23 protein-coding genes are annotated in these 24301 nt (G+C 65.8%); 5 read left to right on the top strand and 18 right to left on the bottom strand.

Features of this window, described 5'->3' with window-relative positions:
- Nucleotides 1–219 precede the first annotated feature (219 nt).
- From RQH86_RS06005 to RQH86_RS06055, 11 genes are all read right to left on the bottom strand, one after another.
- Entirely contained in the window at nt 220–573 is a 354-nt protein-coding gene (locus RQH86_RS06005) for a PilZ domain-containing protein (RefSeq protein WP_003483889.1), read from the bottom strand.
- Nucleotides 570–1529 (bottom strand): DNA polymerase III subunit delta', encoded by a 960-nt coding sequence (locus tag RQH86_RS06010; protein ID WP_311239690.1) that lies wholly within the window; start codon nt 1527–1529, stop codon nt 570–572. Before RQH86_RS06010 ends, RQH86_RS06005 begins: the two co-directional genes overlap by 4 nt.
- Nucleotides 1526–2599 (bottom strand): endolytic transglycosylase MltG, encoded by a 1074-nt coding sequence (gene mltG / locus RQH86_RS06015; protein WP_311239691.1) that lies wholly within the window; start codon nt 2597–2599, stop codon nt 1526–1528. The genes RQH86_RS06010 and mltG overlap by 4 nt, the downstream gene beginning before the upstream one ends.
- Before the next feature lie 60 nt (nt 2600–2659).
- Complete coding sequence (locus tag RQH86_RS06020; RefSeq protein ID WP_311239692.1) at nt 2660–4015, bottom strand: aminodeoxychorismate synthase component I; 1356 nt, start codon at nt 4013–4015, stop codon at nt 2660–2662.
- Between the two features lie 175 nt (nt 4016–4190).
- On the bottom strand, nt 4191–5426 hold the full coding sequence (fabF, locus tag RQH86_RS06025; protein ID WP_115512332.1) for a beta-ketoacyl-ACP synthase II: 1236 nt from the start codon (nt 5424–5426) through the stop codon (nt 4191–4193).
- 141 nt (nt 5427–5567) lie between these two features.
- Nucleotides 5568–5807 carry an acyl carrier protein gene (acpP, locus tag RQH86_RS06030; protein ID WP_002814322.1) on the bottom strand — a complete coding sequence of 80 codons (240 nt, stop codon included), beginning with the start codon at nt 5805–5807 and terminating at the stop codon, nt 5568–5570.
- 156 nt (nt 5808–5963) lie between these two features.
- Nucleotides 5964–6707 carry a 3-oxoacyl-ACP reductase FabG gene (gene fabG, locus RQH86_RS06035; RefSeq protein ID WP_311239693.1) on the bottom strand — a complete coding sequence of 248 codons (744 nt, stop codon included), beginning with the start codon at nt 6705–6707 and terminating at the stop codon, nt 5964–5966.
- Between the two features lie 82 nt (nt 6708–6789).
- A complete protein-coding gene (gene fabD, locus RQH86_RS06040; RefSeq protein WP_115512333.1) occupies nt 6790–7734 on the bottom strand; it encodes an ACP S-malonyltransferase in 945 nt (314 codons plus the stop codon).
- Between the two features lie 633 nt (nt 7735–8367).
- On the bottom strand, nt 8368–9345 hold the full coding sequence (locus tag RQH86_RS06045; RefSeq protein WP_055845834.1) for a beta-ketoacyl-ACP synthase III: 978 nt from the start codon (nt 9343–9345) through the stop codon (nt 8368–8370).
- 89 nt (nt 9346–9434) lie between these two features.
- Nucleotides 9435–9629, bottom strand: a complete 195-nt coding sequence (gene rpmF / locus RQH86_RS06050; RefSeq protein WP_010368401.1) for a 50S ribosomal protein L32 — start codon at nt 9627–9629, stop codon at nt 9435–9437.
- A 97-nt stretch (nt 9630–9726) separates the two neighbouring features.
- Entirely contained in the window at nt 9727–10236 is a 510-nt protein-coding gene (locus RQH86_RS06055; protein ID WP_055845836.1) for a YceD family protein, read from the bottom strand.
- Nucleotides 10237–10345: 109 nt separating this feature from the next.
- Between RQH86_RS06055 and RQH86_RS06060 the strand changes: the two genes are divergently transcribed.
- Nucleotides 10346–10921: a Maf family nucleotide pyrophosphatase gene (locus RQH86_RS06060; protein ID WP_311239694.1), complete on the top strand. Its 576-nt coding sequence runs from the start codon at nt 10346–10348 to the stop codon at nt 10919–10921.
- A gap of 170 nt (nt 10922–11091) precedes the next feature.
- Here the strand turns inward: RQH86_RS06060 and RQH86_RS06065 are convergent, their stop codons facing one another.
- From RQH86_RS06065 to RQH86_RS06075, 3 genes are read right to left on the bottom strand one after another with little or no spacing between them, the layout of a single operon-like run.
- On the bottom strand, nt 11092–12921 hold the full coding sequence (locus RQH86_RS06065) for a hypothetical protein (protein ID WP_311239695.1): 1830 nt from the start codon (nt 12919–12921) through the stop codon (nt 11092–11094).
- Entirely contained in the window at nt 12921–13916 is a 996-nt protein-coding gene (locus tag RQH86_RS06070; RefSeq protein ID WP_311239696.1) for a glycosyltransferase, read from the bottom strand. The genes RQH86_RS06065 and RQH86_RS06070 overlap by 1 nt, the downstream gene beginning before the upstream one ends.
- A gap of 8 nt (nt 13917–13924) precedes the next feature.
- Complete coding sequence (locus tag RQH86_RS06075; RefSeq protein WP_311239697.1) at nt 13925–15766, bottom strand: glycosyltransferase family 39 protein; 1842 nt, start codon at nt 15764–15766, stop codon at nt 13925–13927.
- 37 nt (nt 15767–15803) lie between these two features.
- Here RQH86_RS06075 and RQH86_RS06080 point away from each other — a divergent pair, with 37 nt between their 5' ends.
- The 4 genes from RQH86_RS06080 to RQH86_RS06095 are packed head-to-tail and all read left to right on the top strand — an operon-like array spanning nt 15804 to nt 20191.
- Nucleotides 15804–16757, top strand: a complete 954-nt coding sequence (locus tag RQH86_RS06080; protein WP_055845849.1) for a MoxR family ATPase — start codon at nt 15804–15806, stop codon at nt 16755–16757.
- A 5-nt stretch (nt 16758–16762) separates the two neighbouring features.
- On the top strand, nt 16763–17719 hold the full coding sequence (locus tag RQH86_RS06085; protein WP_311239698.1) for a DUF58 domain-containing protein: 957 nt from the start codon (nt 16763–16765) through the stop codon (nt 17717–17719).
- The gene (locus tag RQH86_RS06090) at nt 17712–19661 is read left to right on the top strand and encodes a DUF3488 and transglutaminase-like domain-containing protein (protein WP_311239699.1); all 1950 of its coding nucleotides are present in this window, start codon (nt 17712–17714) and stop codon (nt 19659–19661) included. Before RQH86_RS06085 ends, RQH86_RS06090 begins: the two co-directional genes overlap by 8 nt.
- The gene (locus RQH86_RS06095) at nt 19658–20191 is read left to right on the top strand and encodes a Slp family lipoprotein (RefSeq protein ID WP_311239700.1); all 534 of its coding nucleotides are present in this window, start codon (nt 19658–19660) and stop codon (nt 20189–20191) included. The genes RQH86_RS06090 and RQH86_RS06095 overlap by 4 nt, the downstream gene beginning before the upstream one ends.
- Before the next feature lie 304 nt (nt 20192–20495).
- Here the strand turns inward: RQH86_RS06095 and RQH86_RS06100 are convergent, their stop codons facing one another.
- The 4 genes from RQH86_RS06100 to dnaX form a co-directional block, all read right to left on the bottom strand.
- Nucleotides 20496–20846, bottom strand: coding sequence for a histidine triad nucleotide-binding protein (locus RQH86_RS06100; RefSeq protein ID WP_311239701.1), 351 nt, complete (start codon nt 20844–20846; stop codon nt 20496–20498).
- A gap of 278 nt (nt 20847–21124) precedes the next feature.
- Nucleotides 21125–21718 carry a recombination mediator RecR gene (recR, locus tag RQH86_RS06105; protein WP_055845864.1) on the bottom strand — a complete coding sequence of 198 codons (594 nt, stop codon included), beginning with the start codon at nt 21716–21718 and terminating at the stop codon, nt 21125–21127.
- A gap of 99 nt (nt 21719–21817) precedes the next feature.
- Nucleotides 21818–22138 (bottom strand): YbaB/EbfC family nucleoid-associated protein, encoded by a 321-nt coding sequence (locus RQH86_RS06110; RefSeq protein WP_005913896.1) that lies wholly within the window; start codon nt 22136–22138, stop codon nt 21818–21820.
- A gap of 5 nt (nt 22139–22143) precedes the next feature.
- Entirely contained in the window at nt 22144–24276 is a 2133-nt protein-coding gene (dnaX, locus tag RQH86_RS06115; protein WP_311239702.1) for a DNA polymerase III subunit gamma/tau, read from the bottom strand.
- Nucleotides 24277–24301 lie beyond the last annotated feature (25 nt).

Below are 24301 nucleotides of genomic sequence, written 5' to 3' on the forward strand. Positions count from 1 at the left end.
TCCCGCCAGCCGGCGGCGCTGCCCCTCTCTGCCCGGCATCACGCACGTTAACTGGCTGGCCGTAGCGCCAAGCCGATCACTTGCCTGGCTCCTGATGGCTCATTCCCACCTGGCAGGAGTCTCACCTACACCGCAGTCAGCGCACTGCAACCAGTGGCACCCCTGCCGCTGCAGTTCTGCGGCGGCCGGCGGCCGGCCGCATGTCCAACAACAACCGCATCACATCGTATGCGTCGGCTTGTCCGAGGTGGTCAGGCCGGCCAGCAGGGTTTCGATCTTGTTGCGCACCGCCTCGCCTTCCGGGCCGTCCGGAAACTGCACGCCGATGCCGGCGGCGCGGTTGCCCTGCGCGCCCGCAGGCGTGGTCCAGATCACCTTGCCGGCCACCGGCAGGCGCTCGCTGGAATCGGGCAGGGTCAGCAGCAGGAAAACTTCATCGCCCAGCATGTAGCGCTTGGGCGTGGGCACGAAGATGCCGCCGCCTTTGACGAACGGCATGTACGCGCTGTAGAGCGCCGGCTTGTCTTTCAACGCCAGCGACAAAATGCCTTGGCGTGCATTCATTGCACTCATCGAGTTCCCCTAGAACGTGTCTGGTGCGCTCCATCGCGCCAGGCCAGCAGCAATTCCGTCACTGCCAGGTCGGCGCGGACGGTGGTGCGCAGCAAATCGCGTGTGCGATTGGCGGCGTCGAACCAGGTCGCCAGCTTGTGCAACCGCGATGGATCGGTCAAGCCGGCCGAGGCCTGCGCCAACGCCAGGTCGGCGGCATGCCGCAGGCGCTGATCGGCCTGGCCGTCGTTGGTCCAGCGCTGCGCAACCTCCACCACACCGGCGCGGCCGCTGGCGATCTGCTCCAGGTCCTGCGCCACCGCGCGACGCACCGTCAGGCCGTCCTCGCGCAACCACTGTGCGGCCAGCCCGGGGTGGCCGCGTGCGGCGTCCAGGGCATCCTGCGCGGCACGCTCGCTGATGCCTTGTGCCAACAACCAGTCCAGTGCTTCGTGCGCAGGCGGCAGCTTGAATTCCAGACGCTGGCAACGGCTGCGGATGGTGGCCGGCAAACGCGCCGGCTGCGCGCTGATCAGCCACAGGTAGCGGCCCGGCGAGGGCTCTTCCAGGGTCTTGAGCAAGGCGTTGCAGGCGGCGCGATTGATCGCATCGGCCGGGTCGACGATCACCACCTGGGCGATGCCGTACTGCGGCGTCAGCGACAGCTTTTGCGACACCTCGCGCACCTGCTCGATGACGATTTCCGTGCGCAGCTTGTCGCCGGTGCGATTGGGAATGAACGAAATCAGCTGCAGATCCGGATGGGTGCCGGCGGCGATCAATTGCCGCGTGCGCTGGGCCAACGCCGGGTCCGGCGAGCTGGCCAGCACGTGTTCGGCCAGCGCCAATGCCACGCCGCGCTTGCCCAATCCTTCCGGGCCGCAGATCAGCAGTCCGTGTCCGAGCCGGCCGGCATCCAGCGCTGCCACCGTCTGGTCGAAGGCGCGCTGCTGCCAGGGCGAAAACACGGCGGTCATGGCGTGGGCTCCGGTTGCGGCATGTTCGGCAGGCGGCGACGCTGCAGGTAGCGCGCCACCGCCGCGTTATGGTCGGCCAGGGTGGCCGAAAACGCATGCGCGCCGGTACCGTCGCCAACGGCCACGAAATACAGCGCATCACCGGGTGCCGGGCGCACCGCTGCCAGCAGTGCCTCGCGGCCGGGCATGGCGATCGGCGTGGGGGTCAGGCCGGTGCGGGTATAGGTGTTGTACGGGGTATCGGTGGTCAGGTCGCGGCGGCGGATGTTGCCGTCGTAGCTGCTGCCGATGCCGTAGATCACAGTGGGGTCGGTCTGCAGCTTCATGCCCAGCTGCAGGCGGCGCAGGAACACCCCGGCGATCAACGGCCGCTCGCTGCCCAGCGCGGTTTCTTTTTCGATGATGGACGCCAGGATCAGCGCCTGCTCTGGCGAGGTCAGCGGCAAGTTGGCGGCGCGCTGCTCCCAGGCCTGCGCCAGCGCCTTGTCCATCGCCGCATGGGCGCGTTTGAGCACATCCAGATCGCTGTCGCCGCGTTGATACAGATAGGTCTCCGGCAGGAAGCGGCCTTCCGGATGCTGATTGACAACACCTACCCGCGCCATCAGCGCGGCATCATCCAGGTTGCCGATGGTCTGCTGCAATGGCGTGGCGGTGGCCAGCGCGGCGCGCAACTGGCGGAAATTCCAGCCTTCCACAATCGTGAAACGGTATTGGATCACCCGCCCCTGGCGCATGCGGCCGAGCAATTCGCGCGGCGACAGGGCCGGCGCCAACGCGTACTCGCCCACCTTGAGTTTGCCGGCCGCATCGACCTGACGCGCCAGCAGCTGCCATTCCAGATCGGTGCCTTGCGCGATGCCGGCCTCGCGCAATTTGCGCAAGGTGGCCCTGAGCGAATCGCCCGGCGCAATCACCACGCTGGGCGCCGTGGCACTCACCGGCGTCTGCGCGAAGTGCAGGTAATGCCGCCATGCCACCAGCGCGGCAATCGCCAGCAGCGCTACGAGCAGCAATGCCGTGCCCAGCACGGCCAGACATCCGCGTTTGCCAGTCACCGCCACACCCACCTCGTCATTGCCCTAGCGCCGCGCAGGATACCGCGCGCCGGTGATGTCCCGTTGAAGCGCTCATGTCGGCTCGATCGCACGCAGCACCCCACGCGCCTTGGCGCGGGTTTCGTCCAGCTCGCGTTGCGGGTCCGAGTCCACCACGATGCCGGCGCCGGTGCGGAAGCGCACCTGCGCACCCGCCACCTCCGCGGTGCGGATCAGGATGTTCAGATCCATGTCGCCGTCGCGGTTGAGCCAGCCGAACGCGCCGGTGTAGGCGCCGCGCGCGGTCTGTTCGAGCTCGGCGATGATCTGCATGCAGCGCACCTTCGGGCAGCCGGTAATCGTGCCACCCGGAAACACCGCCGCGATCACCTCGCCCGGCGTGACCCCGGCGCGCAGACGGCCACGCACGTTGCTGACGATGTGATGCACGTGGGCATAGCTTTCCACCGCCATCAGCTCGTCCACCTCCACCGTACCCGGCACGCAGATCCGGCCCAGGTCGTTGCGCTCCAGGTCGATCAGCATCACGTGCTCGGCGCGTTCTTTCGGGTGGCCGACCAGCTCGCGGATGCGCGCCGCATCGTCGTCACCGGCAAAGCGCGCGCGCGTTCCGGCGATCGGGCGCGTCTGCACCGCATCGCCGTGCACCGACACCAGCCGCTCGGGCGACGAGCTCACTACCGCGCGCCCGGCCGCCACAAACACGCCGGCGAACGGCGCGGGGTTGGCCGAACGCAACCGGGCGTGTAGCGCCGCCGGATCCACCGCCGCGGCAAAGCGTGCATTCCAGGCGCGCGAGATATTGGCCTGGAACACATCGCCGGCACGCAGGTAATCGAGCACCCGCTGCACCGCATTGGTAAAGCGCTCGGGCACGTCTTCGTCCACCGCAACCGGCCTGACCCAGGCCGGCAACGGCGGCAGCGCAGCGCAGGCGGAAATGTCGTCGTCGATGCGATTTAGCAAATCCTCGCGCCCCGGTTCGGCCAGCGCGATGCAGCGCCCGTCCACGCGATCGCGCAACACCGCCGCCGGCGCACGCAAGGCGAGCGCGCTCGGCAGGCGGTCGGTCCGCGCAGGCAGCTGCAGGATCGGCTCGACCTGCGCGGCCAATTCGTAGTCCAGCAATACCGCCCAGCCGCCACGAAACGGCAATGCGCTGGTCGCATCGCGCGGCAGCCGTTCGGCGTGCCAGGCGGCATCCAGCGCGTCCAAAAAATTGCATTCGAGCGCTTGACCATCGCCATCGCGCGTCACGCCATCCGGATCCAGCCGCAGGCTGGAGCCATCTGCCAGCAACAGCACATCCCAGCGCCCATGCTCGGTACCGGAAGCGGTGGATTCCAGCAACGCCGGGTACCGCTGCGGCGCCAACCGATGCAGCGCCAGCAAATCGATGTCCGCGTGCAGTGATCGGGTGAGCGTCATCGGTCCGGGGTGGCGTGAGATGCAAAAGCGCGCCGCCTTCTAAAAGGCAGCGCGCGCGGTGCGTGGATCAGGAATAGGTCAAGCCAACACTGTCCGGCTGGCCGCACGAACGCAGTGCGCGCGGCGGCCAAGGACTGTTGCGTGACGCGCCGTGCGAGCGCGCAGACGCGCCGACTCAGACGCGCTTGAACACCAGTGTGCCGTTGGTGCCGCCAAAGCCGAAGCCGTTGGACATCACCGCATCCACCTGGACTTCGCGCGCCACGTTCGGCACGTAATCCAGGTCGCAGCCTTCGCTGGGTTCTTCCAGGTTGATGGTCGGCGGGATGATGCCGGTGTGCAGCGCCATCACCGAGAAGATCGCTTCCACACCGCCGGCCGCGCCGAGCAGATGACCGGTCATCGACTTGGTCGAGCTGACCATGGTCTTGTAGGCGTGATCGCCCAACGCGCGCTTCATCGCCAACGTTTCGGCCAGATCGCCCAGCGGCGTGGAGGTGCCGTGCGCGTTGAGGTAACCGATCTGCTCGGGGTTGAGCTTGGCATCGCGCATGGCGGCCACCATGCTGCGCGCCGCGCCTTCGCCGTCTTCGCTGGGGGCGGTCATGTGGAACGCGTCGGAGCTGGCGCCGAAGCCGACCAGCTCGGCATAGATGCGCGCGCCACGCGCCTTGGCGTGTTCGTACTCTTCCAGCACCAGCACGCCGGCGCCGTCGCCCAGCACGAAGCCGTCGCGCTGCTTGTCCCAGGGACGCGATGCAGCGATGGGATCGTCGTTACGGGTGGACATCGCCTTCATCGCGCAGAACCCGCCCACCGAGCTCGGCGAGGACCCGCGCTCGGCACCGCCGGCCAGCATCACGTCGGCATCGCCGTACTGGATCATGCGCATCGCCGTGCCAATCGAGTGATTGGACGTGGCGCACGCCGACACGGCCGAGAACGTCGGGCCCTTCAGGCCTTTGATCAGGCTGACCTGGCCCGGCAGCATGTTGATGATGGTACTGGGCACATAGAACGGCGAAATCTTGCGCGCGCCGCCCTCATGAAATTTGATGGTCTGCTCTTCGATACCGAGCAGCCCGCCGATGCCGGAGCCAAGAATGGCGCCAACGCGTTCGGCATTGCTTTCGTCGATGACCAGGCCGGAGTCGTCCAGCGCCATGAACGACGCACCGACACCGTAGTGGATGAACGAATCCATCTTTTTGACGTCCTTGGCGGACACAAAAAGCGTGGGGTCGAAATTCTTGATTTCGCCGGCGATCTTGGTGGTGAACTGCGACGCATCGATCTGCGTGATCGGGCCAATGCCTGAGCGCCCGTGGATGATCCCATCCCAGCTGCTGGCCAGATCATTGCCCAGCGGCGACACCATGCCCATGCCGGTAACGACAACACGACGACTCATTGCAGATCTCCTCACCACGGAACGGACGGTGCTTGCGGTTTGCGGGTGACGCTTGAAAAACACAGGGCCGCATCAGCGGCCCCATGGAATGTCTGACGCAGCAGCGGCGTAATGCACGCCACCGCAGTCAGGAACAACGCATCAGCTCTTGACGTGAGCCTTGACGTAGTCGATCGCCTGCTGGACCGACGTGATCTTCTCGGCCTCTTCGTCCGGGATCTCGCACTCGAACTCTTCTTCCAGCGCCATCACCAGCTCGACGGTGTCCAGCGAGTCGGCACCCAGGTCATCGACGAACGATGCGCTGGTGGTGACTTCCTCTTCCTTGACGCCGAGTTGTTCGACGACGATTTTCTTGACGCGTTCTTCGATGGTGCTCATTGGGGATATCGCTCCAGCTGGAGTAGTGGTGGTACGAAAAAAACGCCATCGCCGCTGCGATGGCCGCGTTGGATAGTGTAGTGGAAGCGCCCGAGCCTTGCATTGCATCACAAGTCCCGGCCGATCAGCCACTTAGCGCCTCCCGGCGGCGCACGCTCACGGCATGTACATGCCACCGTTGACGTGCAGGGTCTCACCGGTGATATAGCGGGCGGTCGGGCCGGCCAGGAACGCCACCGCGTTGGCGATGTCCTCCGGCGCACCCAGGTGACCGAGCGCGATCTGCTGCAGCAAGGCGGCCTTGGCCTCCTCCGGCAACGCCTTGGTCATGTCGGTATCGATGAAACCGGGCGCCACCACATTCACGGTAATCCCGCGCGAACCGATTTCCTTGGCCAGCGACTTGGAGAACGCGATGATGCCGGCCTTGGCCGCGGCGTAGTTGGTCTGCCCCGGATTGCCGGTCACACCGACCACCGAGGCGATATTGATGATGCGGCCCTTGCGCGCCTTCATCATGCCGCGCATCACCGCCTTGGAGGTGCGGAACACGCTGGTCAAATTGGTGTCGATGATGGCTTGCCAGTCGTCGTCCTTCATCCGCATCAACAGGTTGTCGCGGGTGATGCCGGCGTTGTTGACCAGAATCGAGATGGCGCCGAATTCCTTGCCGATCGCCTCGATCAGGCCATCGACCGCCGCCCCATCGGTGACGTTGAGTTCGCGACCGTGGCCGCCATGGGCCGCCAGCCGCTCGCCGATGGCCGTGGCACCGGAGGCCGAGGTGGCGGTACCGATCACGGTGGCGCCCTGGGCGGCCAAGGTGTCGGCAATGGCCGCGCCGATTCCGCGACTGGCGCCGGTGACGAGGGCGATTTCGCCCTGCATAGGCTTGCTCATGACTACTGTTCCTCGAAGGGGGACGCTGCGATCAGTGCCGCAAGCGTCGAGGGATGCCGGTACCACCGGCATGTGCGTCGGATCAGTGCACCCACGCGTCGAGCGCGCCGGCGTAATCGGCTGGCGTGGCCAGCGGGCGGGCGTCCAGGCTCTTGTCGATCCGCTTGATCAGCCCGCTCAACACCTTGCCCGGGCCGCATTCGGCGATCTTGGTGATGCCCTGGGCCGCCAGCGCCTGCACGCAGCCGGTCCACTGCACCGGCAGGTAGAGCTGCTCAACCAAGGCCTGGCGAATCGCCGCGCTACCCTCGTGCACGCGCGCATCGACGTTCTGCACCACCGGAATCTGCGGAGCGTGCCAGGCCAACCCGGCCATCGCTTCGCCGAGTTGATTGGCCGCATCGCGCATCAGCGGAGTGTGCGACGGCACGCTCACCGCCAGCTTGACCGCCTTGCGCACGCCGCGCTCGGCCAGCAAGGCCAGCGCACGATCCACCGCCGCCGCATCGCCGCCGATCACGATCTGGCCGGGCGAATTGAAGTTGGCCGGCACCACCACCTGGCTGCCTGCCGCCTCGGCGCAGACTTCCAGCACCAGGGCGTCTTCGGCGCCCAACACGGCGGCCATCGCACCGACACCGGCCGGCGCTGCGGCCTGCATGAACTGCCCGCGTAACCGCACCAGATGCGCGCCGTCATGCAGCGACAAGGCACCAGAAGCGACCAACGCGGTGTATTCGCCCAGGCTGTGCCCAGCCAACACAGCCGGGCGCGCGCCACGCTGCGCAGTCCACAGCCGCCACACCGCCACGCCCGCCGCCAGCAGCGCCGGCTGGGTGTACTCGGTGCGGTTGAGCATTTCTTCCGGGCCGCCCTGGGACAACGCCCAGAGGTCGACACCAGCACCCTCCGAGGCTTCGGCAAACGTTTCGCGAATCTGCGGATGCAATTCGGACAGTTCGGCCAGCATCCCCAAAGACTGCGACCCCTGACCGGGGAAAACGAAGGCGAGAGTGGATTCAGTCACGCGCGGCTGCCAGCAAAAATCGAGCCGGGATGATACGTGCGAAATCGCTCTAGCGTCTGTACTGCCGCGTATGCAGCCCGGCCTGCGGCAACACTTGGCCGGGCAGGAACAACCCCCGCCGCAGGCCGAGATGGCCATCGGTAAACCGGTCCAGGCAGACCGGCCAATACCAGCGTCAGAGCAAACACACTGCTCAAGTCGGACCCTGCATTGCGTGCGGCAGAGGCTTGCAGAGTGTCCCAACGATGGTCGCGCATGGGCGTATCGGCATCGCAAGGCTGCCTCAAAACAAGCGAGCGTTGTCGCTGGGGATCAGCGCAATTTGGTTACAGCCAAGCCAACTCGCGGACTATTGACCGGATACGCATGCAACTCGCCGATCCGCCAGACATGCAGGACCGCGCGCGGAATTGCCGCCACGGTGCGACCCAGGGCGGACAACACCCAAGCCCCAGCAGCATGCGAAGAGAATGGAAAGATGAAGAGACCGAGCGAGACCGGCCGATTGCAGCGGCAGACGGCTTACGCCGGAGCACGGTCCAGCGATCACAGCGCGTTTGACGTCGTTTCTGCAGGACGCATCGCCCTGACAGCGCCAGACCCTGTCCGCCGAGGCGGCAGGGTCTGCGGAACTCAGTAGCGCAGCAGCGCCGAGCCCCAGGTAAATCCACCACCGAACGCTTCCAGCAGCAGCAATTGGCCACGCTGCACGCGACCCGAGCGGACCGCTTCGTCCAGCGCCAGCGGCACCGAGGCCGACGAGGTGTTGCCGTGGCGATCCACGGTGACAACCACCTGCTCCATCGGCAGATCCAGCCGCTTGGCGGTGGCTTCGATGATGCGCAGATTGGCCTGATGCGGAATCAGCCAATCCAGGTCGTGCTTGTCGTAGCCGTTGGCCGCCAGGGTCTCATCGACCACCGAATCCAGCGCCTTGACCGCATATTTGAAGACGTCGTTGCCCTTCATCAGCAACGTACCGCCACCATTCTTGCCTTCGCCAAAACCGACCGATACGCCCACCGGGTCCCACAGCAGCTCTTTCTTGCTGCCGTCGGCATGCAGATGGGTGCTGAGGATGCCGGTCTCTTCGTCGGCTTTGAGGATCACCGCGCCAGCGCCGTCGCCAAACAGCACGCAGGTGGTGCGGTCGGTCCAGTCGACGATACGGGTCAGCGTTTCCGCACCTACCACCAGCACGGTTTTTGCATCGCCGCTGCGCACGAACTTGTCGGCCACGCTGAGCGCGTAGACAAAGCCCGAACAGGCGGCATTGACGTCCATCGCTCCGCAACCGACGTTGCCCAGCCGCGCCTGCAGCAGGCAGGCAGTGGACGGGAAGATCAGGTCGGGCGTGGTGGTGCCGATGACGATCAGGTCGATCTCGTCGGCGGTGACACCGGCCGCTTCCATCGCCTTCAGCGAGGCGAAATACGCCAGATCGCTGGTGGTCTGGTCGTCGGCGACGATGTGACGCTCACGGATACCAGTGCGCGAGAAGATCCATTCATCGCTGGTGTCGACGATCTTGGACATGTCGTCGTTGGTCAACACCTTTTCGGGCAAATAGCTACCCGTGCCCGCGATTCTGGAATAGATCCGCTTGCTCATGCTGTTTCCTGGTGCAAGAGCCGCGGTGATTGGCGGCTCCGGAAGTATCGAGGGTCACCCGCCAACAAAACTGCGGCGGGCGCCACGGATCAATCTTCTTGGACGGCCGACGACTTGGTCGTGATCACCTTCTTGCCGCGGTAGTAACCGTCAGCGGTGATGTGGTGGCGCAGATGGATCTCGCCGCTGGTCGGATCGGTCGACAGCTGCTTGGCGGTGAGGGCATCGTGCGAACGACGCTGGCCGCGACGCGACGGGGTGACACGGGATTTCTGCACAGCCATGGGATTGCTCCAACTTTAGTTCGATAACTTGTCTGTTGAGTCGAACAGCACGCTCTACGCCCGCGTCGACCTGTCTTTCCGCCCTTAACAGCGGCGGTTACTGTTTCTTCAACGCTGCCAGCGCCGCGAACGGACTGGCCTTGTCTTGCTCTTCCTGGCTCGGCACCCACTCCGCCTCGACGGCCTCGCTGCCCGGCGCCATCGGCACCACTGGCACCGACAGCACCAGTTCGTCTTCCACCAGATCCACCGCCCGCAGCATGCCGTCATCGGGCACCAGCAAGGCTTCGTAATCGAGTGGCAACGCGGACTCTTCGTCTTCGTTGCGGATCAGGCCAAGACGCTGCCTGATCTGCACCGGATACAGAAAACGCTGCAAGGTGCGCTGGCAGGCCAGCGGCAGCTCGACATCGATGCTGAGTTCGACATAGGCGACCTTGAGCAGATCGTCCTGATCGAACTGAAGCGAATAAACACATTCGCCATCGGTATCGACCAGACTCCCCTGCAAGCGGGTCATCGCAGATAGCGGGATGCGGCCATCGAAGCGCCTGCGCGCTGCGACCATCCGCCAAGCATCCAGCATTTCGGGTACGTTCGCGGACATAAGCCGCAGAATGTTAAAGACCCGCAGTAGCCATGTCAAATGCACCCATTCACATGTGCTGCGCGGCGTGCGGGCTGGCAGACTCCCCTGCCCCTCCTTTTCGGCGCCCATGATGCCACGCCTGATCCTTGCCTCCACCTCCGTCTACCGGCGCGAGCTGCTCGGCCGTCTGCAACTGGACTTCACCACCGCCCGCCCGGAGGTCGACGAGCAGGCGCTGCCGGGTGAAGCACCGAGCGCGCTGGCCAGCCGCCTGGCTACCGAAAAGGCCGCCGCAGTGGCCGCGCATGCGCCCGACGCCTGGGTCATCGGCTCGGACCAGGTCGCCGATCTGGACGGGCGTGCCCTGGGCAAACCGGGAACCCTGGACCAGGCACGCGCGCAGCTAGGCGCCATGTCCGGGCGCGTTGTGCGCTTCCACACCGCCGTCAGCCTGATCGGCCCTGATCACCACCTGCACGCGCTGGACGTGACCGAGGTACAGCTGCGCCCGCTGACACCGGTGGAGATCGAACGCTACCTGGCCGCCGAGCCCGCACTGGATTGCGCCGGCAGCTTCAAATGCGAAGGTCTGGGCATCAGCCTGTTCGATGCGATTCGCTCGGAAGACCCCACCGCGCTGGTCGGCCTGCCGCTGATCGCGCTGGCGCGGCTGTTGCGGCAAGCGGGGTTTGCGATTCCGTGAGGCCCCGAGGCCAGTTCCTCGCTTTCGAGTGCGGCGACGCTGTTCAGGCGCATCGATCGAAAGTCGGCCGTGACAGTACAGACCTCCAGCCACGATGGTGCGGATGCGGCCAATGAAGCCGCGCATGACCATACACAGCTGCCCGGCCGCACAACGCCTGGCCGCTTGCGCTACTGCGGGCGAGCGAGCGCGCAGAACTGGTAGGGGTATTGGGCTTGTCCGACATGCGAGGACAAGGTGCGGCAACGTGACGGATCCAGGGTGAGCCCATACGCAGCCAGGCGCTGCTGCGCGGACTCGCGCACCGCACGATCTGCAGCGGCGGTATCCAGCGCCTTGCCCTTGGGCACCTGCAGCACGCAGCGCCCCGGCGACACTTCCAGCTCCGCACGCAGACCGCGCGCGATCAACCAGCGCAACCGCGTGCACTGAGGCTGGATGTCCCAGCCAATCTGCTGCGCCCAGCCGTTCATGCGATCGATCCGCAATTGCTGCTTGTCGCGTGTCGCACCCAACATCGCATACAGCTGCGACCGCTCGGCGATCAAGGATCTGACCCGCTCGCGGTACTGATCGGTCTCGGAGAGATTGGTCGCAACACCGATATAGCGCGCCTGCTGCGGCAACAGCGGCACACGCCAGGACTGCGGCTCATCGCCGACCAGCAGCACCGTGGATGCCGCAGGATCGGCAAGCGCCGGTTGCTCGACCTGGAAACTGTCGCGCGCCCATGCCTCATGCCCCCAGTCCTTCCATCCAACCACCGCAACCAGCGCACACGCAGCGATCAACCACCCAGCCTTGCGATCTGCATTCACCGCGAAGGCGCGCCGGCACACGACCCACAGCACCAAGGGCGCAAGCAGCTCCAGTACCAGCAGGTAGCGATGGATGCTGAAGACCGCTTGCCACAGCGCGTAGGCAATACCGAAGAACACCAACAGCACAACCGCTGCGCGATCGCGATTCGTTGCGGGCACGCGACGACGCAGCACGGTGCGTCCTGCGGCCATCAGCGTGACCGCGTACAACACCGCCCACCCCGCCTGCACCAGACCGAGATCGCCGATGCGTTGCGGTTTGAGTGTAAACAGCAGCGGCCAGATCAGATGTTCGCCAATGCTGCGCGGCAACCAGCGAACATCGGCAATCGATACCGGCTGAGCCAGCGCCGACTTGAACACGCCGTTGAATTGCGGAAACAGCGGATTGCCCAGATGTTGCCAGACCTGCCAGTACCAGGACCCGGCCGCGAGCAGCAAGGCGAGCACGGCGACACCAGCAAGCACGCCCAACCCCAGAACCCTCGAGCGCATGCGTCCACCGTCGCAAAGCACCGCCGGCGCCAGGGCCAGCGCGTACAGCGCGTTGGTGAGCTTGAGCGCGATTGCCAGACCGATCAGTGCGCCGGCGATGACCCATAACCACGTGACACGTCGGTCCTGCCGCGCGTTGGCCTGCGCCAACAGCACGACCGCCAACGACGCCAGCACCGGGATCGCGCTGGCGGTATCGCCCATGGTGTTGCCCAGTTCGGACAGGAACACCGCACTGCACATGCCGGCCAGCACGAACAGCGGCGTCCACTGCGCGCGTCGCGATTCATTGGACAGGACACGCCACGCCACCGCTGCCACCGGAATGAACACCACGGCATGCAGCGCGCCCAATAACGCCCCGACCAACGGCCCGGGCAGCTGCAACATCAACCAGGCATGCAGGCTATCGAGCAGCGGACTGAAGTAGCTCTGCATCTGCGCCGGCGCCAGATCCACGCCCAGACGGTTGTGGGTCCACGCATCACCGATGTACAGGTGGTAATTGCGTAAATCCCAGTTGGCATCCTGGCCAAGACCGAGCGAAAGCAGCGCGCCCAGCAGCAGCACGGCCATCACCGCAGTGATGACCTGGCGCTGCGAATGAAAGCCGAAACGGCCATCCGCCCAGCGCAACACACGCTGCCGACGCGTCGCCCACTTCGACATGCTCACCGATGTCATCAGCGCACTTCCTTGCCATGCGAAGCGGCCACACGATTGCCTACGCCCGGCTCGGCGAGATAGGCCAGATGTTTTGCTTCGACGCGTCCACGCGTGACCGTATCCAGGATCAGCCCGCAGGCCAGCAACAGAAAGCCAAGCAGCATCAGCGCCACGCACAGGATCGCGGTCGGAAAGCGCGGCACTAAACCGGTTTGCAGATAGGTCTCGAACAACGGGATCGCCAGCACGATCGACAGTGCGGCGCTAAGCGCAAAACCGATCGAGAAAAACAACAACGGCCGCTCGGCCTTGAACAATTTTGCAATCGTGGTGAGGATGCGCCAGCCGTCGCGCCAGGTATTCAACTTGCTTTGCGACCCTTCCGGGCGCACGCCATAGGCCGTTTCGACCTCGGCCACCGGCATGCGCAACTGCAAGGCATGCACGGCCAGCTCGGTTTCGGTCTCGAATCCCTGCGCGTGCGCCGCAAAGGATTTGACGTAGCGCCGCGAAAACACCCGGTACCCGGACAACATGTCGTCGAAACTGCGCCCGAACAGCAACCCCGCGCAGCGCGTCAGCAGGACATTGCCGAGCCGGTGCCCTGGCCGATACGCGGCCTGCTGTTGATCGCGTCGCGCGCCGACCACCATATCCAGCCGTTCGTCGATGAGCTTGCGCACCAGCGCCGGTGCGGCAGCCGCGTCGTAAGTCGCATCGCCATCCACCAGCACATAGATATCGGCTTCGATATCGGCAAATCCACGCCGCACCACATTGCCCTTGCCTTGCAGCGCAACGCGGCACACCTGCGCGCCCGCCGCCGCGGCGTTGGACGCGGTGGCGTCGCTGGAATTGTTGTCCAGCACATGGATCACCGACCCCGGCAATGCCGCGGCGAAATCGCCGACCACGTCGGCAACGGTTGCCGCCTCGTTATGGCACGGCACCAGCACAGCGATTCGAAACCCGGACAGATGTGCGGAATGGACAACGGGCAAGGCGTCAGTCATTGCGTGATCTAAGGTGCGGAAACGGTAACGGGCTGCTCCCACCAGTCCTCGACGCTGCCGTCGCGGCCGTGCAGGCGCAGTCCCAGCCAATGCGTGCCGGGCGGCAGCGCGTGCGTGTCGAGGGTGGCGGAGAAGCCGACATTGGGGTGCTGCGGGTCGGTGGAAATCTTCCAGTACGGGCGGACGTCCATCGGGCTGCCGTAGTCGGCCTGCGCGACCGGGCGGCCATCGAGCAGCAACTCCACATCGGCCAGTCCAACGCCGTCCTTGAACGCCCACCCGCGCACCTGGACCTGGCCAGCCACGCGCACATCCGGTAGCGGCGTATCGATCCAGGCCATCGCCGGGGCGATGCACGGCCCGGGCGCGCGTTGCGCCGGCAGTGCGAACAGCAGAAAACGTTGATACCCGTGATCGGTGGACACCACCGTGGGCGGTGGCAACGGCCCGACCATGTCGCAGATGGCGTGATAACGCTTGAGCAGATCGCGGTAACGCTGATCGCTGGGCGACAGCACCAGCAGACGCGGGCCATCGCGGCGTCCGTCGCTGAGCAGGCCCCATTGCTGCAATTGCGCGCTGCGCCCGTGCTTGTCATTCAAGTCGGCGCGCAACACCTCGATCTGCGCATCGCGCAATTGAAATCCGAGTTCGGCGCCCACCTTGAAATTTTCTGCCAGCACGCGCGTGCCCGGCGGCATCTGCGCCAACTGGCGTTTGACCGCACGCGCCAGACCGTTCCAGCCGGCAAAATTGCGCGGGTAGTATTTTTCGCCAGCCGCATGCGCACGGATTGACGGCACCGAGACCGCCAGGTAATAGCCGTAGGCACCCAGTGTGCCGAGCAGCGCGATCAGCCATGCGGCACGGCGCAGCGAATGCGGCCAGCGCATCAGGATCACCGGCACCGCCACCAGCAATGCGAAGTAGCCAGGCAACGGCCAATGGAAGCTGATCCGTTCGGCATCGCTGAAGAAGCCGAGCACGAAGATCGCCACGGTCGAGATGCCGCCCAGCAAGCCGAAATAGCGCCATTGCGCACGCGACCCGCCGCCGGCACGCGTGCCGGCCAGACTGACCTTGACCATCGCCCAGGCCAGTAGCGGCGTCATCGCCACCGTCTGGATCAGCAAGAACCACAGCCCGCTGATCTGGAACCGCCACGGATGCCGGTCGACCAACTGGAAGCGCAGCCCGGCCTCGTCATGGTCGGTGTTCCAGAACAGCAGCGGTAGCCAGCTCACCGCACCCACGGTCAGCGCCAGCCAGATGCGCGGGTCGCGCAGCACCGCGCGCCCCTGCGGAATGCACAGCAACGCGATGCAGCCCATGCCGATCACACCGACGAAGCGGTAGTGGCTGAGCGCGCCAATGACCAGACCGATCGCCAGCTCCAGCGCGCTGGTGGCATCGACCTCGCGCAGCAACCGCGCACCGGCATCCATGCACAACACCGCCGCCAACGCCATCGGCACGTCCGGCACGGCCAGGATGCCGAGCGTGGCCGATAGCGGCATCAGCAGCGTCAAACTGCCCGCCTGCCAGCCCAGCGTGGAGCCGAACCAGCGCGTGGCGATGTGCGCGATCAACCATGGCAGCAGCGCGGCGATGGCCAGAAACGGCAGCCGCAACGCCAGCAGATGGTGCCCGCCAACCTCCACACCCAGGCGCGCCAGCCATGCAGTCATGCCCGGCAGATCCGAATAGGCCGCGGCCAGGTGCTGGCCTTCCTGCCAATAAAACGCTTCGTCCACGAACAGCGGCAGCCGTGCGGCAATCAACAGCTTGACGGCCGTCGCCAGTGTCCACAGGATCACGAAGGTGCGATGTGCCCGTTGGTCCCCCTGCATTGCCCTGTGCACTCTTCTTTTCACCTACGGAATTGTGATGTCGACACCGCTGCGTTCCACGGAAATGCTAACCGATGCGCTGCGCCAATCGCTGCGGCGCGCGCAAGACCAGGTCAATTCGCTGTTGTTGGGCAAGGCGCAGGAAGTGCGATTGGCGTTCGTGGCGCTGCTGTCCGGGGGACATCTGTTGATCGAAGACCTGCCCGGCCTGGGCAAGACCACCCTGGCCCACGCCATGGCCTCCAGCCTGGGATTGGGGTTCCAGCGCGTGCAGTTCACCTCCGACCTGCTGCCGGCCGATGTGCTGGGCGTGTCGGTGTACGACGCGGCCTCGCGCCAGTTCCAGTTCCACCCCGGCCCGGTGTTCACCCATGTGCTGCTGGCCGATGAGATCAATCGCGCGCCGCCGCGCACGCAGAGCTCGCTGCTGGAAGCCATGGCCGAACAACAGGTCACCCTGGATGGCGTGACGCATGCCTTGCCGGAACCGTTCTTCGTGATCGCCACGCAGAATCCGGTCGACCTGTCCGGCACGTTTCCGTTGCCGGACTCGCAGCTGGATCGCTTTCTGCTGCGGCTCAGCCTGGGCTACCCCAGCGCAGATGCCGAGCGCGCGCTCCTGTCCGGGGTGGACCGACGCGAACTGATCGCCCAGGCCGCACCGCAGCTAAGCGATACCGAGGTGGTCGCGCTGCGTGCGGGGGTCAATCAGATCCACACCAGCGATGCCTTGATCGGCTACGTGCAAGCGCTGCTGCTGCGTAGCCGCCAGCACGCCGGCGTGCGGGTTGGCCTGTCGCCGCGTGCCGGCATCGCGCTGCTGCGCGCCGCCAAGGCGTATGCGCTGCTGCTTGGACGCGAGCATGTGCTGCCGGAAGACGTGCAGGCGCTGTTCGTGGCCGTGGCCGGGCATCGGCTGGTGCCGGAAGCAGAATCGTCCTCCGGGCCGGCGCTGGCCAAGGCGCTGCTGCACAGCGTGCCGGTGGACTGACACACGTGCGTGCACCCTTGTGCGGCATCGGCCGCCGGCTCAGCCTGCTGGCCCGTCCGCGGGGAGCGGAAGCGTTGCCGATCGTGCTGGATCGGCGGCGCATCTATGTGTTGCCGACCCGCTTCGGGTTGTTCATCACCGGCTTGCTGCTGGCGATGCTGATGGGCGCGTTGAACTACAACAACAACCCGGCGTTGCTGCTAGCCCTGCTGCTGGCCACCGCCGGGATCGCCAGCAGCATCATGGCGCATCTGCAGTTGTCGGCGCTGCGTATCGAAGCGGTCTCGGCCGAACCTGTGGTGGCCGGCGAACCGCTGCGGATGCGGGTGTCGCTGGCACGTCGCGATACCCGCGTGCGGCGCGGGCTGCGGCTGGACCATCTGCAAAGTAGCGGTTTCTGTTCGCTGGTCGAGCACGAGATGGCCGACGTCGACCTGCTGGTGCCCACCACGCAGCGCGGCTGGCAGGACATCGAACGCATCCGGCTGTCGAGCACTCAGCCGCTGGGCCTGGTGCGGGCCTGGTCATGGGTGTGGCCGGAAACCCCGCTGCTGGCCTACCCCAAACCCGAAGACCACGGCCCCACGTTGCCCGACGGCGCCGGTTCGCCCAACCAGACCCGCCTGCACGCGCAAGGCGAAGAACTGCATCAGCTGCGTCCATATCGCGCCGGCGATGCGCCGCGCACGATTTCCTGGAAGCATTCCGCGCGTCGCGACACCTTGCTGGTACGCGAATACGAACAGCCGCTGGGCATCGAAGTGACGCTGGACTGGCGCACGCTGCACGCGCTGCCGTACGAACGCCGCATCGCGCGGCTTGCCCGCTGGGTCAATCTGGCCGAGCGCGACGGGCGGCGTTATCGCCTGCTGCTGCCAGGCCAGCCACCACTGGGGCCTGCGCAAGGCCCGTCCCACCAGCACTTGTGCCTGCGCGCCCTGGCGCTGCTTCCTCATGACTGAGCCATCCCTCCCGATCAGCCAGCCCAGCCGCGGCTGGGTCCTGGCCACCAGCTGGCTGGCACTGGCACCGTTATTGCTGCAGCTGCCCGGCCTGCTCGCTATCACCATTGCGGTAGCCGCGGTCCTGGTCGGCGTGCTGAGCTGGCGCGGCACCGTGATGGCGCCGGTGCGGGTATTGCTGGTGATCGCAATGCTGGCGGCGGTTTACTGGCAGATCGGCATGCGCTTTGGCCGCGATACCGGCTGTGCAGTGCTGGCGGCAATGCTGGCGATCAAGGCCTCCGAACTGCGCACCCTGCGCGATGCGCGCAGCCTGCTCGGCTTTGCCTTGTTCGCGCCGTTTGCGGCATTCCTGCTCGACCAGGGCCCGGCAACCATGGGCCTGGCCCTGCTGGCAGTGGTCAGCGCCTTGCTCAGCATGCAGCGGCTGACCGACGAGGAGCATCGCACCCGCACGCCTTCGCTACGCCTGCAGTTGCGTGGGATCGGCAAGCTGGTGGCCATCGGGGTGCCACTGGCGCTGGCCACCTTCTGGTTGCTGCCGCGTCTGAGTTCGCCGCTCTGGGGCGTGCCCGAGCGCGCATTGTCCCGGCCAGGACTCTCGGACAACATGTCGCCGGGCGAATGGATCGACCTGATGGCCGACGACAGCCCGGCCTTGCGCGTGCAATTCACCGGCAAGGCGCCACCGCCGCCGCAGCGCTACTGGCGTGGGCCGGTGATGTGGGATTTCGACGGCCGCACCTGGCAGCGCGCGCGCTGGACCGGTCGTGGCCAACCCGCGTCGGTCACGCCCGGCCCGCAGACCTATCGTTATCGACTGGATTACGAGCCCACCGATCGTCGCCAATTGGTGTCGCTGGACCTGCCGACCCAGGGCGTGGCCGACGCCGAGCTGTCGCCCGATTACGAACTGTTCGCGCAGCGGCCATTGAGCGCACTGACCCGCTGGGAATTGCAATCGGCGCCACCGGCACGTTTCGATACCGACCTGCCCGATCAGTTGCGCAAGCGTGCACTCGCGCTGCCGCCCGGCTTCAATCCGCGCACCGTTGCGCTTGCCAGGCAATGGCGGGCCGAAGCCGGCAACAACGACGATGCCGTGGTGCAGCGCGCACTGGGGTGGATCACCCGCGAATTCGCCTACACGCTGGACACGCCACTGCTTGGCCGCAATAGCGTGGATGAATTCCTGTTCCAGCAGAAAGCCGGGTTTTGCGAACACTTCAGCTCCTCGTTCGTGGTGCTGATGCGCGCCGCCGGCATCCCCGCGCGCGTGGTCACCGGCTATGCGGGTGGCACCTACAACGGGCTGGGCAACTACTGGGTGGTGCGCCGCATGGATGCGCATGCATGGACCGAGGTGTGGTTGGCCGGCCGCGGCTGGGTGCGTGTGGACCCCACTGCCGCCGTGGCGCCGGAACGCATCTACGACACGCTGGAAGATCGCCTGCAAACCGATGGGAACAACTTTGCCCAGCTCGGCACCTGGGCCGGCCTGGGCCAGGTCAGCGACTGGCTGCGGCGCGGCTGGAACGATCTGGTGCTGTCCTTCAATGCTGACCGCCAACAACGGCTGCTGCAGCCGTTTGGCATCGACCGCCTGGAGCCCACCCAACTGGCCGCCATCTTCGGCGTGTTCGCGGTCAGCGCACTGGCGTGGATGAGCTGGTTGCTGGCGCGCGGCGAACGCGAACGCGACCCGCTGCTGCGCGCCTGGCACCGGCTGAGCCGGCGCTACGGCAAGCTGGGTCTTGCTCGCGAACTGCACGAACCGGCCATCGCCTGGGCGCAACGCGTCGCCCGCACCCACCCCGACACCACACTGTTGGCACTCAGCCAACGTTTCGCTGCCGCGCGCTACGCTGGCGCTGATTCGGACAGCGCCTCACTCCTCAAAGATCTGCAGCAGCATCGCCCGCGAACCGGAGTTTCCTCATGAGTACCCGCTTTCTTTTTCCCATTGTCGCCGTGCTCGGGCTCGCAGCCTGCGCCACCGCGCCCAAGCCGCTGCAGGGCCAGTTCCCCACGGTCAGCCCGAGCGATTCCACTGCCAGCGCGCAGCTCGGCACTTCGGTGCGCTGGGGCGGCAAGATCATCCAGACCAAGCCGAGCCAGGGCCAGACCTGCTTCGAGTTGATCTCGCGCCCGCTCAACGCCAGCGGCCGCCCGGACCGCAATGCCGTGGATGCCAGCGATGGCCGCTTCCTGGCCTGCCGCTCGGGCTTCTATGACCCGGCGGTGTTCGAACCCGGCCGCGAAGTCACCTTCATCGGCAAGATCGAAGGCTATGAGACCACCAAGATCGGCGAGTACGACTACAAGCTGCCCAAGGTGGCGGCGGATGTGGTCTACCTGTGGCCGGAAGTGCGCGACGTCGACGTGATTCAGGCGTACCCGTACAGCCCCTGGGGCGACCCGTGGGGTCCGCGCTGGGGCGGCGGTTGGGGCTGGGGCCGCGGCTGGTGGTAATCGACTGCTGAGTCAACTGTGATGCAAAACGCCGTTCTTGAAGGAGCGGCGTTTTTGTTTGTGCGGGCAAGCCGCCGGCATTAGCGCGTTTTTGCTGGATTCTTATTTCGCCATTTCGCCAGCCCGGCGCTGCGCGGGCGCAACAAGCCCTGCTGGAACCGCGACTGCGCGGATGCTGTGAGCGCCGGCTTGTGTACATCGGCTCGCAACCGCAGAACTGGCAATCAGCGATGCTCAACTCTGGCCTGCCCTTTCCGCTCGAGAACCTGTTTGGTCACATCGGTGGCAAGGCCCAGCGCTTCCGTCAAGGCGTGCCGAAGCGGCCCAGCGGTGCACCGGCCAGCAGATGCAGATGGATATGAAACACCGTCTGCCCGGCATGCTCGCGGCAATTCATCACGATGCGGTAGCCGTCCTGCGCCAGGCCCTGCTCACGTGCGTACGCGGCAGCGGCGAGCGCCAACTTGCCGACCAGCAACGCTTGCTCCGGCGGGACGTCGTCCAGGGTGGGAATGGCGTGCAGCTTGGGAATGAAGAGCACATGCACCGGCGCCTGCGGCGCGATGTCTTCAAAGCCCAGCACCTCGCCGTCTTCGTAAACGATGGTGGCCGGGATTTCGCGACGGATGATCTTGCTGAAGATGGTGTCGGACATGGCGGAGATTAGGGATTGGTCATTTGGGATTGATAAGAGCTTACCGCGCGCGTGGTCTGGCAGCTTTTGTGCATCCTCGATCCGTGCCCAGCAGCAATCACCTCTTTTAGAGGGCCGGCGCCTCCGCCGTTTTTGTCAACGCGGTAGCTGGATGCTCCCAGCGGTCAGCCGGCTGGTGATTCGAGATTCGGGATTGGTGATTCGGGCTTCGTAGAATCTGAAGCGCGCAGCCAGGCCGCTTTGACCAATCCCAAATCCCGACTCCCCAATCCCCGCGCTCAAACCACCTCACTGCGGGTACCGAAGGCGTGCGATAGCGTCCCGCGATCCACATACTCCAGCTCGCCACCCAGCGGCATGCCTTGCGCGAGCCGGCTGGGGCGCACGCCATGCTGGCGCGCCAACTGCGCCAGGTAATGCGCGGTGGCCTCGCCTTCCACCGTGGCGTTGGTGGCGATGATCATTTCGGTGATTTCACCGGCAGCCAGACGTTCGCCGAGTTGGTCCAACCCCAGCTCGCGCGGGCCGATACCATCCAGCGGCGACAGCCGTCCCTGCAGAATGAAATACACCCCGCGGTAGCCGGTAGCGTGCTCGATCGCCAAACGATCAGCTGGCGATTCCACCACGCACAGCTGCTGCCGGTCGCGGCTGGCATTGGCACAGATCGGGCAGATTTCCGCCTCGGTGAAGTCGCGGCATTGCACGCAATGGCCGACCTTTTCCACCGCACTGGCAAGCGCCGTCGCCAGCCGCCGCCCACCCTCGCGCTCGCGCTCGAGCACGTGATAGGCCATGCGCTGCGCCGATTTCTGGCCCACGCCCGGTAACACCCGGAAGGCTTCGATCAATTGTTCGAGTAAGGAGGACATCGCGTGGCCGGGATTCGGGAATGGAGACTCGGGATACGCAAAGGCAAAAGCCATCTCGCTTTTGCCAATCTCCAATCCCGAATGCCCAATCCCTGATTCTTAGAACGGCAACTTCATGCCCGGCGGCAGCTGCATGCCGGCGGTAGCCGAACCCATGCGGTCCTTGGATTCGGCATCGATCTTGTTGGAGGCGTCGTTGAAGGCGGCGGCGATCAGGTCCTCGGCCATTTCCTGGTCGGAGAGGATGCTGGGGTCGATCCGCACCTTGCGGCACTCCTTGGCGCCGGTCAGCGTCACGCTGACCATGCCGCCGCCGGCAGTGCCGGTGACTTCCAGCTTGGCCAGTTCTTCCTGGGCGCGCTGCAGGTTTTCCTGCATCTTCTGCGCCTGCTGCATCAATTGGGCAATGTTTCCACGCATGGTCGTTACTCGTCGTAAGGGCGGATGGAATCGGGAACGACCCGCGCGCCCTGCTGCTGGATCAGCTGCTGCACATTCGGGTCGTTCATGAAAGCGGTTTCGGCTGCGCTCTGGCGCTCGCCTTTCTGCCGGTTGGCGCGCTCATGCAAGGTCTCGACATCGGCGCTGCCGGTTTCGATCACGATGCGCGGCGTGTCTCCGAGGACTGGCGCCAACGCCTGCGCCAGGTTGGCGATGGAGCGCTCGGAGTTGAGATATTCGAAGCCCGGCGCCAGCGCCAGCCGCAGCACGCCATCGCGATGGCCGATAAACGCCGCATTGGCCGCGAGCTGACGCGACGGGCCATTCAACCCGCTACGCGTGACCAACTCGAGCCACTGTTCGGCGTCGGCAATGCGGCTGTCTTCGATCAGCGTGCTCGCATCGTTGCTGGGCGCCGATGCGGATAGCGATGCTGAAGCTGGCGAAGCTTCGGCAGACGCAGGACCAGCAGAGAGCGCATCTGCAGCCGTCTCTGTCGGCACGGGAGCAGCGGCGGCAGCAAGCGCAGGCACAAGTTCGGGCACCGCCATGATCGGCGCCGCAATAGCAGCTTCCGGCGGCAGCGCCATTGCAGATTCGGGTGCCAGCACAACCGCCGTGTCGGACACGGACGCTGGCGCAGCATGCGTGCGCACCGGCGCATCGTCCACCGCCCACGGCGGCGTGTCGTCAGTGCGCGCAGCAGAGGACGAGCGACCATCGAGCGACGGCTCTGCTGCAGGAAGCACCACAACCGGCGCCGAGGCTGCGTCGGCTGGTGTTGCCGTTGGTGTCGGTGGTGTTTGTGTCGGTGCCGATGTTGCTATTGGTGCCGATGTTGAAGCCGACGTTGCCGTGGCTACCGGCGCCGTAGCAACACCCACGCCCGACGCCGCTTCAACCACCTCGACCGGCCTGACAGGCACTGCAGCCGCCGCTGTCACCGGTGCAGCCGTCTGTACGCCCGCAGCGGACGCGCGTGCGCCGCCACCCGCACTGGCACCGCGGCCATCGTCGCTGCTTCCGGCCGGCACCGCCGCAGCGGGGCGGAACGCCAGCATGCGCAGCACGGCCATCTCGAAGCCGGCGCGCGGGCTCGGCGCCAGATACAGATCGCGGCGCCCGTTGAGCGCCATCTGGTACCACAGCTGCACCACTTCCGGCCGCAGCTGCGCGGCGAATGGGGTCGGGTCGATACCGTCGCCGACGAACGCTACCGACGGCACCAGCTGCTGCACCTGCACGCGGTGCAAAGCCTCGGCAAGGGCTTCCAGCACGCCGCTCCAGTCCGGCGAAAATTCCGCAAGTGCGGCGACCACCTGCAGCAGGCGCGCGCCATCGCCGTCGGCCAGCGACTGCAGCATCGCCCCGACCTGGGTGCGGTCCACCGTGCCCAGCATCGTGCGCACCACATCCTCACGCAGCGCACCGCCGGCATAGGCGATCGCCTGATCCAGCAACGACAAGCCATCGCGCAGGGAGCCATCGGCCGCCTTGGACAGCTGCACGATCGCCGACGGATCCGATTCGATCTCCTCGGCGGCCAGGATGCGGGTCATCTGCCCCTGAATCTGGTCCTCGTCCAAGCGCTTGAGGTTGAACTGCAGGCAGCGCGACAACACCGTCACCGGCAGTTTTTGCGGGTCGGTGGTGGCGAGCAAGAATTTCACGTGTTCCGGCGGCTCTTCCAGGGTTTTGAGCAGCGCGTTGAACGCCGCCTTGGAGAGCATGTGCACTTCGTCGATCAGGTAGACCTTGAACTTGCCGCGCGAGGGCATGTACTGCGCGTTCTCGATCACTTCGCGCACATCGTCCACGCCGGTGTTGGAGGCGGCGTCGATTTCCAGCAGGTCGATATAGCGGCCGGCATCGATGTCCAGGCAGGCCGGACAGGTGCCGCACGGGTCGGCACTGGTGCCGGTCTCGCAGTTCAGCGACTTGGCGAAAATGCGCGCAATGGTGGTCTTGCCCACGCCACGCGTGCCGGTGAACAAAAACGCGTGGTGCACGCGCCCGCTGTCGAGCGCGTTGGTGAGCGCGCGGACCACGTGTTCCTGGCCCACGAGTTCGGCAAAACGCTTCGGGCGCCACTTGCGGGCAAGAACGAGATAAGACATCGGGCAACCAGCTTGTTCTGAGCCG

The sequence above is a fragment of the Xanthomonas sp. WCS2018Noco2-27 genome, from assembly GCF_031843525.1.
In the GTDB taxonomy this organism is placed as follows: Bacteria; Pseudomonadota; Gammaproteobacteria; order Xanthomonadales; family Xanthomonadaceae; genus Xanthomonas.

Excerpts from the sequence above, each read along its gene's own strand:
- RQH86_RS06005 (WP_003483889.1), bottom strand. The coding sequence starts at position 573 with ATGAGTGCAATGAATGCACGCCAAGGCATTTTGTCGCTGGCGTTGAAA.
- dnaX (WP_311239702.1), bottom strand. The coding sequence starts at position 24,276 with ATGTCTTATCTCGTTCTTGCCCGCAAGTGGCGCCCGAAGCGTTTTGCC.
- recR (WP_055845864.1), bottom strand. The coding sequence starts at position 21,718 with ATGTCCTCCTTACTCGAACAATTGATCGAAGCCTTCCGGGTGTTACCG.
- fabG (WP_311239693.1), bottom strand. The coding sequence starts at position 6,707 with ATGAGCAAGCCTATGCAGGGCGAAATCGCCCTCGTCACCGGCGCCAGT.
- fabF (WP_115512332.1), bottom strand. The coding sequence starts at position 5,426 with ATGAGTCGTCGTGTTGTCGTTACCGGCATGGGCATGGTGTCGCCGCTG.
- RQH86_RS06045 (WP_055845834.1), bottom strand. The coding sequence starts at position 9,345 with ATGAGCAAGCGGATCTATTCCAGAATCGCGGGCACGGGTAGCTATTTG.
- RQH86_RS06110 (WP_005913896.1), bottom strand. The coding sequence starts at position 22,138 with ATGCGTGGAAACATTGCCCAATTGATGCAGCAGGCGCAGAAGATGCAG.
- RQH86_RS06020 (WP_311239692.1), bottom strand. The coding sequence starts at position 4,015 with ATGACGCTCACCCGATCACTGCACGCGGACATCGATTTGCTGGCGCTG.
- RQH86_RS06070 (WP_311239696.1), bottom strand. The coding sequence starts at position 13,916 with ATGACTGACGCCTTGCCCGTTGTCCATTCCGCACATCTGTCCGGGTTT.
- RQH86_RS06095 (WP_311239700.1), top strand. The coding sequence starts at position 19,658 with ATGAGTACCCGCTTTCTTTTTCCCATTGTCGCCGTGCTCGGGCTCGCA.
- rpmF (WP_010368401.1), bottom strand. The coding sequence starts at position 9,629 with ATGGCTGTGCAGAAATCCCGTGTCACCCCGTCGCGTCGCGGCCAGCGT.
- RQH86_RS06055 (WP_055845836.1), bottom strand. The coding sequence starts at position 10,236 with ATGTCCGCGAACGTACCCGAAATGCTGGATGCTTGGCGGATGGTCGCA.
- RQH86_RS06100 (WP_311239701.1), bottom strand. The coding sequence starts at position 20,846 with ATGTCCGACACCATCTTCAGCAAGATCATCCGTCGCGAAATCCCGGCC.
- RQH86_RS06090 (WP_311239699.1), top strand. The coding sequence starts at position 17,712 with ATGACTGAGCCATCCCTCCCGATCAGCCAGCCCAGCCGCGGCTGGGTC.
- RQH86_RS06080 (WP_055845849.1), top strand. The coding sequence starts at position 15,804 with ATGTCGACACCGCTGCGTTCCACGGAAATGCTAACCGATGCGCTGCGC.
- RQH86_RS06075 (WP_311239697.1), bottom strand. The coding sequence starts at position 15,766 with ATGCAGGGGGACCAACGGGCACATCGCACCTTCGTGATCCTGTGGACA.
- RQH86_RS06060 (WP_311239694.1), top strand. The coding sequence starts at position 10,346 with ATGATGCCACGCCTGATCCTTGCCTCCACCTCCGTCTACCGGCGCGAG.
- acpP (WP_002814322.1), bottom strand. The coding sequence starts at position 5,807 with ATGAGCACCATCGAAGAACGCGTCAAGAAAATCGTCGTCGAACAACTC.
- RQH86_RS06010 (WP_311239690.1), bottom strand. The coding sequence starts at position 1,529 with ATGACCGCCGTGTTTTCGCCCTGGCAGCAGCGCGCCTTCGACCAGACG.
- RQH86_RS06065 (WP_311239695.1), bottom strand. The coding sequence starts at position 12,921 with ATGACATCGGTGAGCATGTCGAAGTGGGCGACGCGTCGGCAGCGTGTG.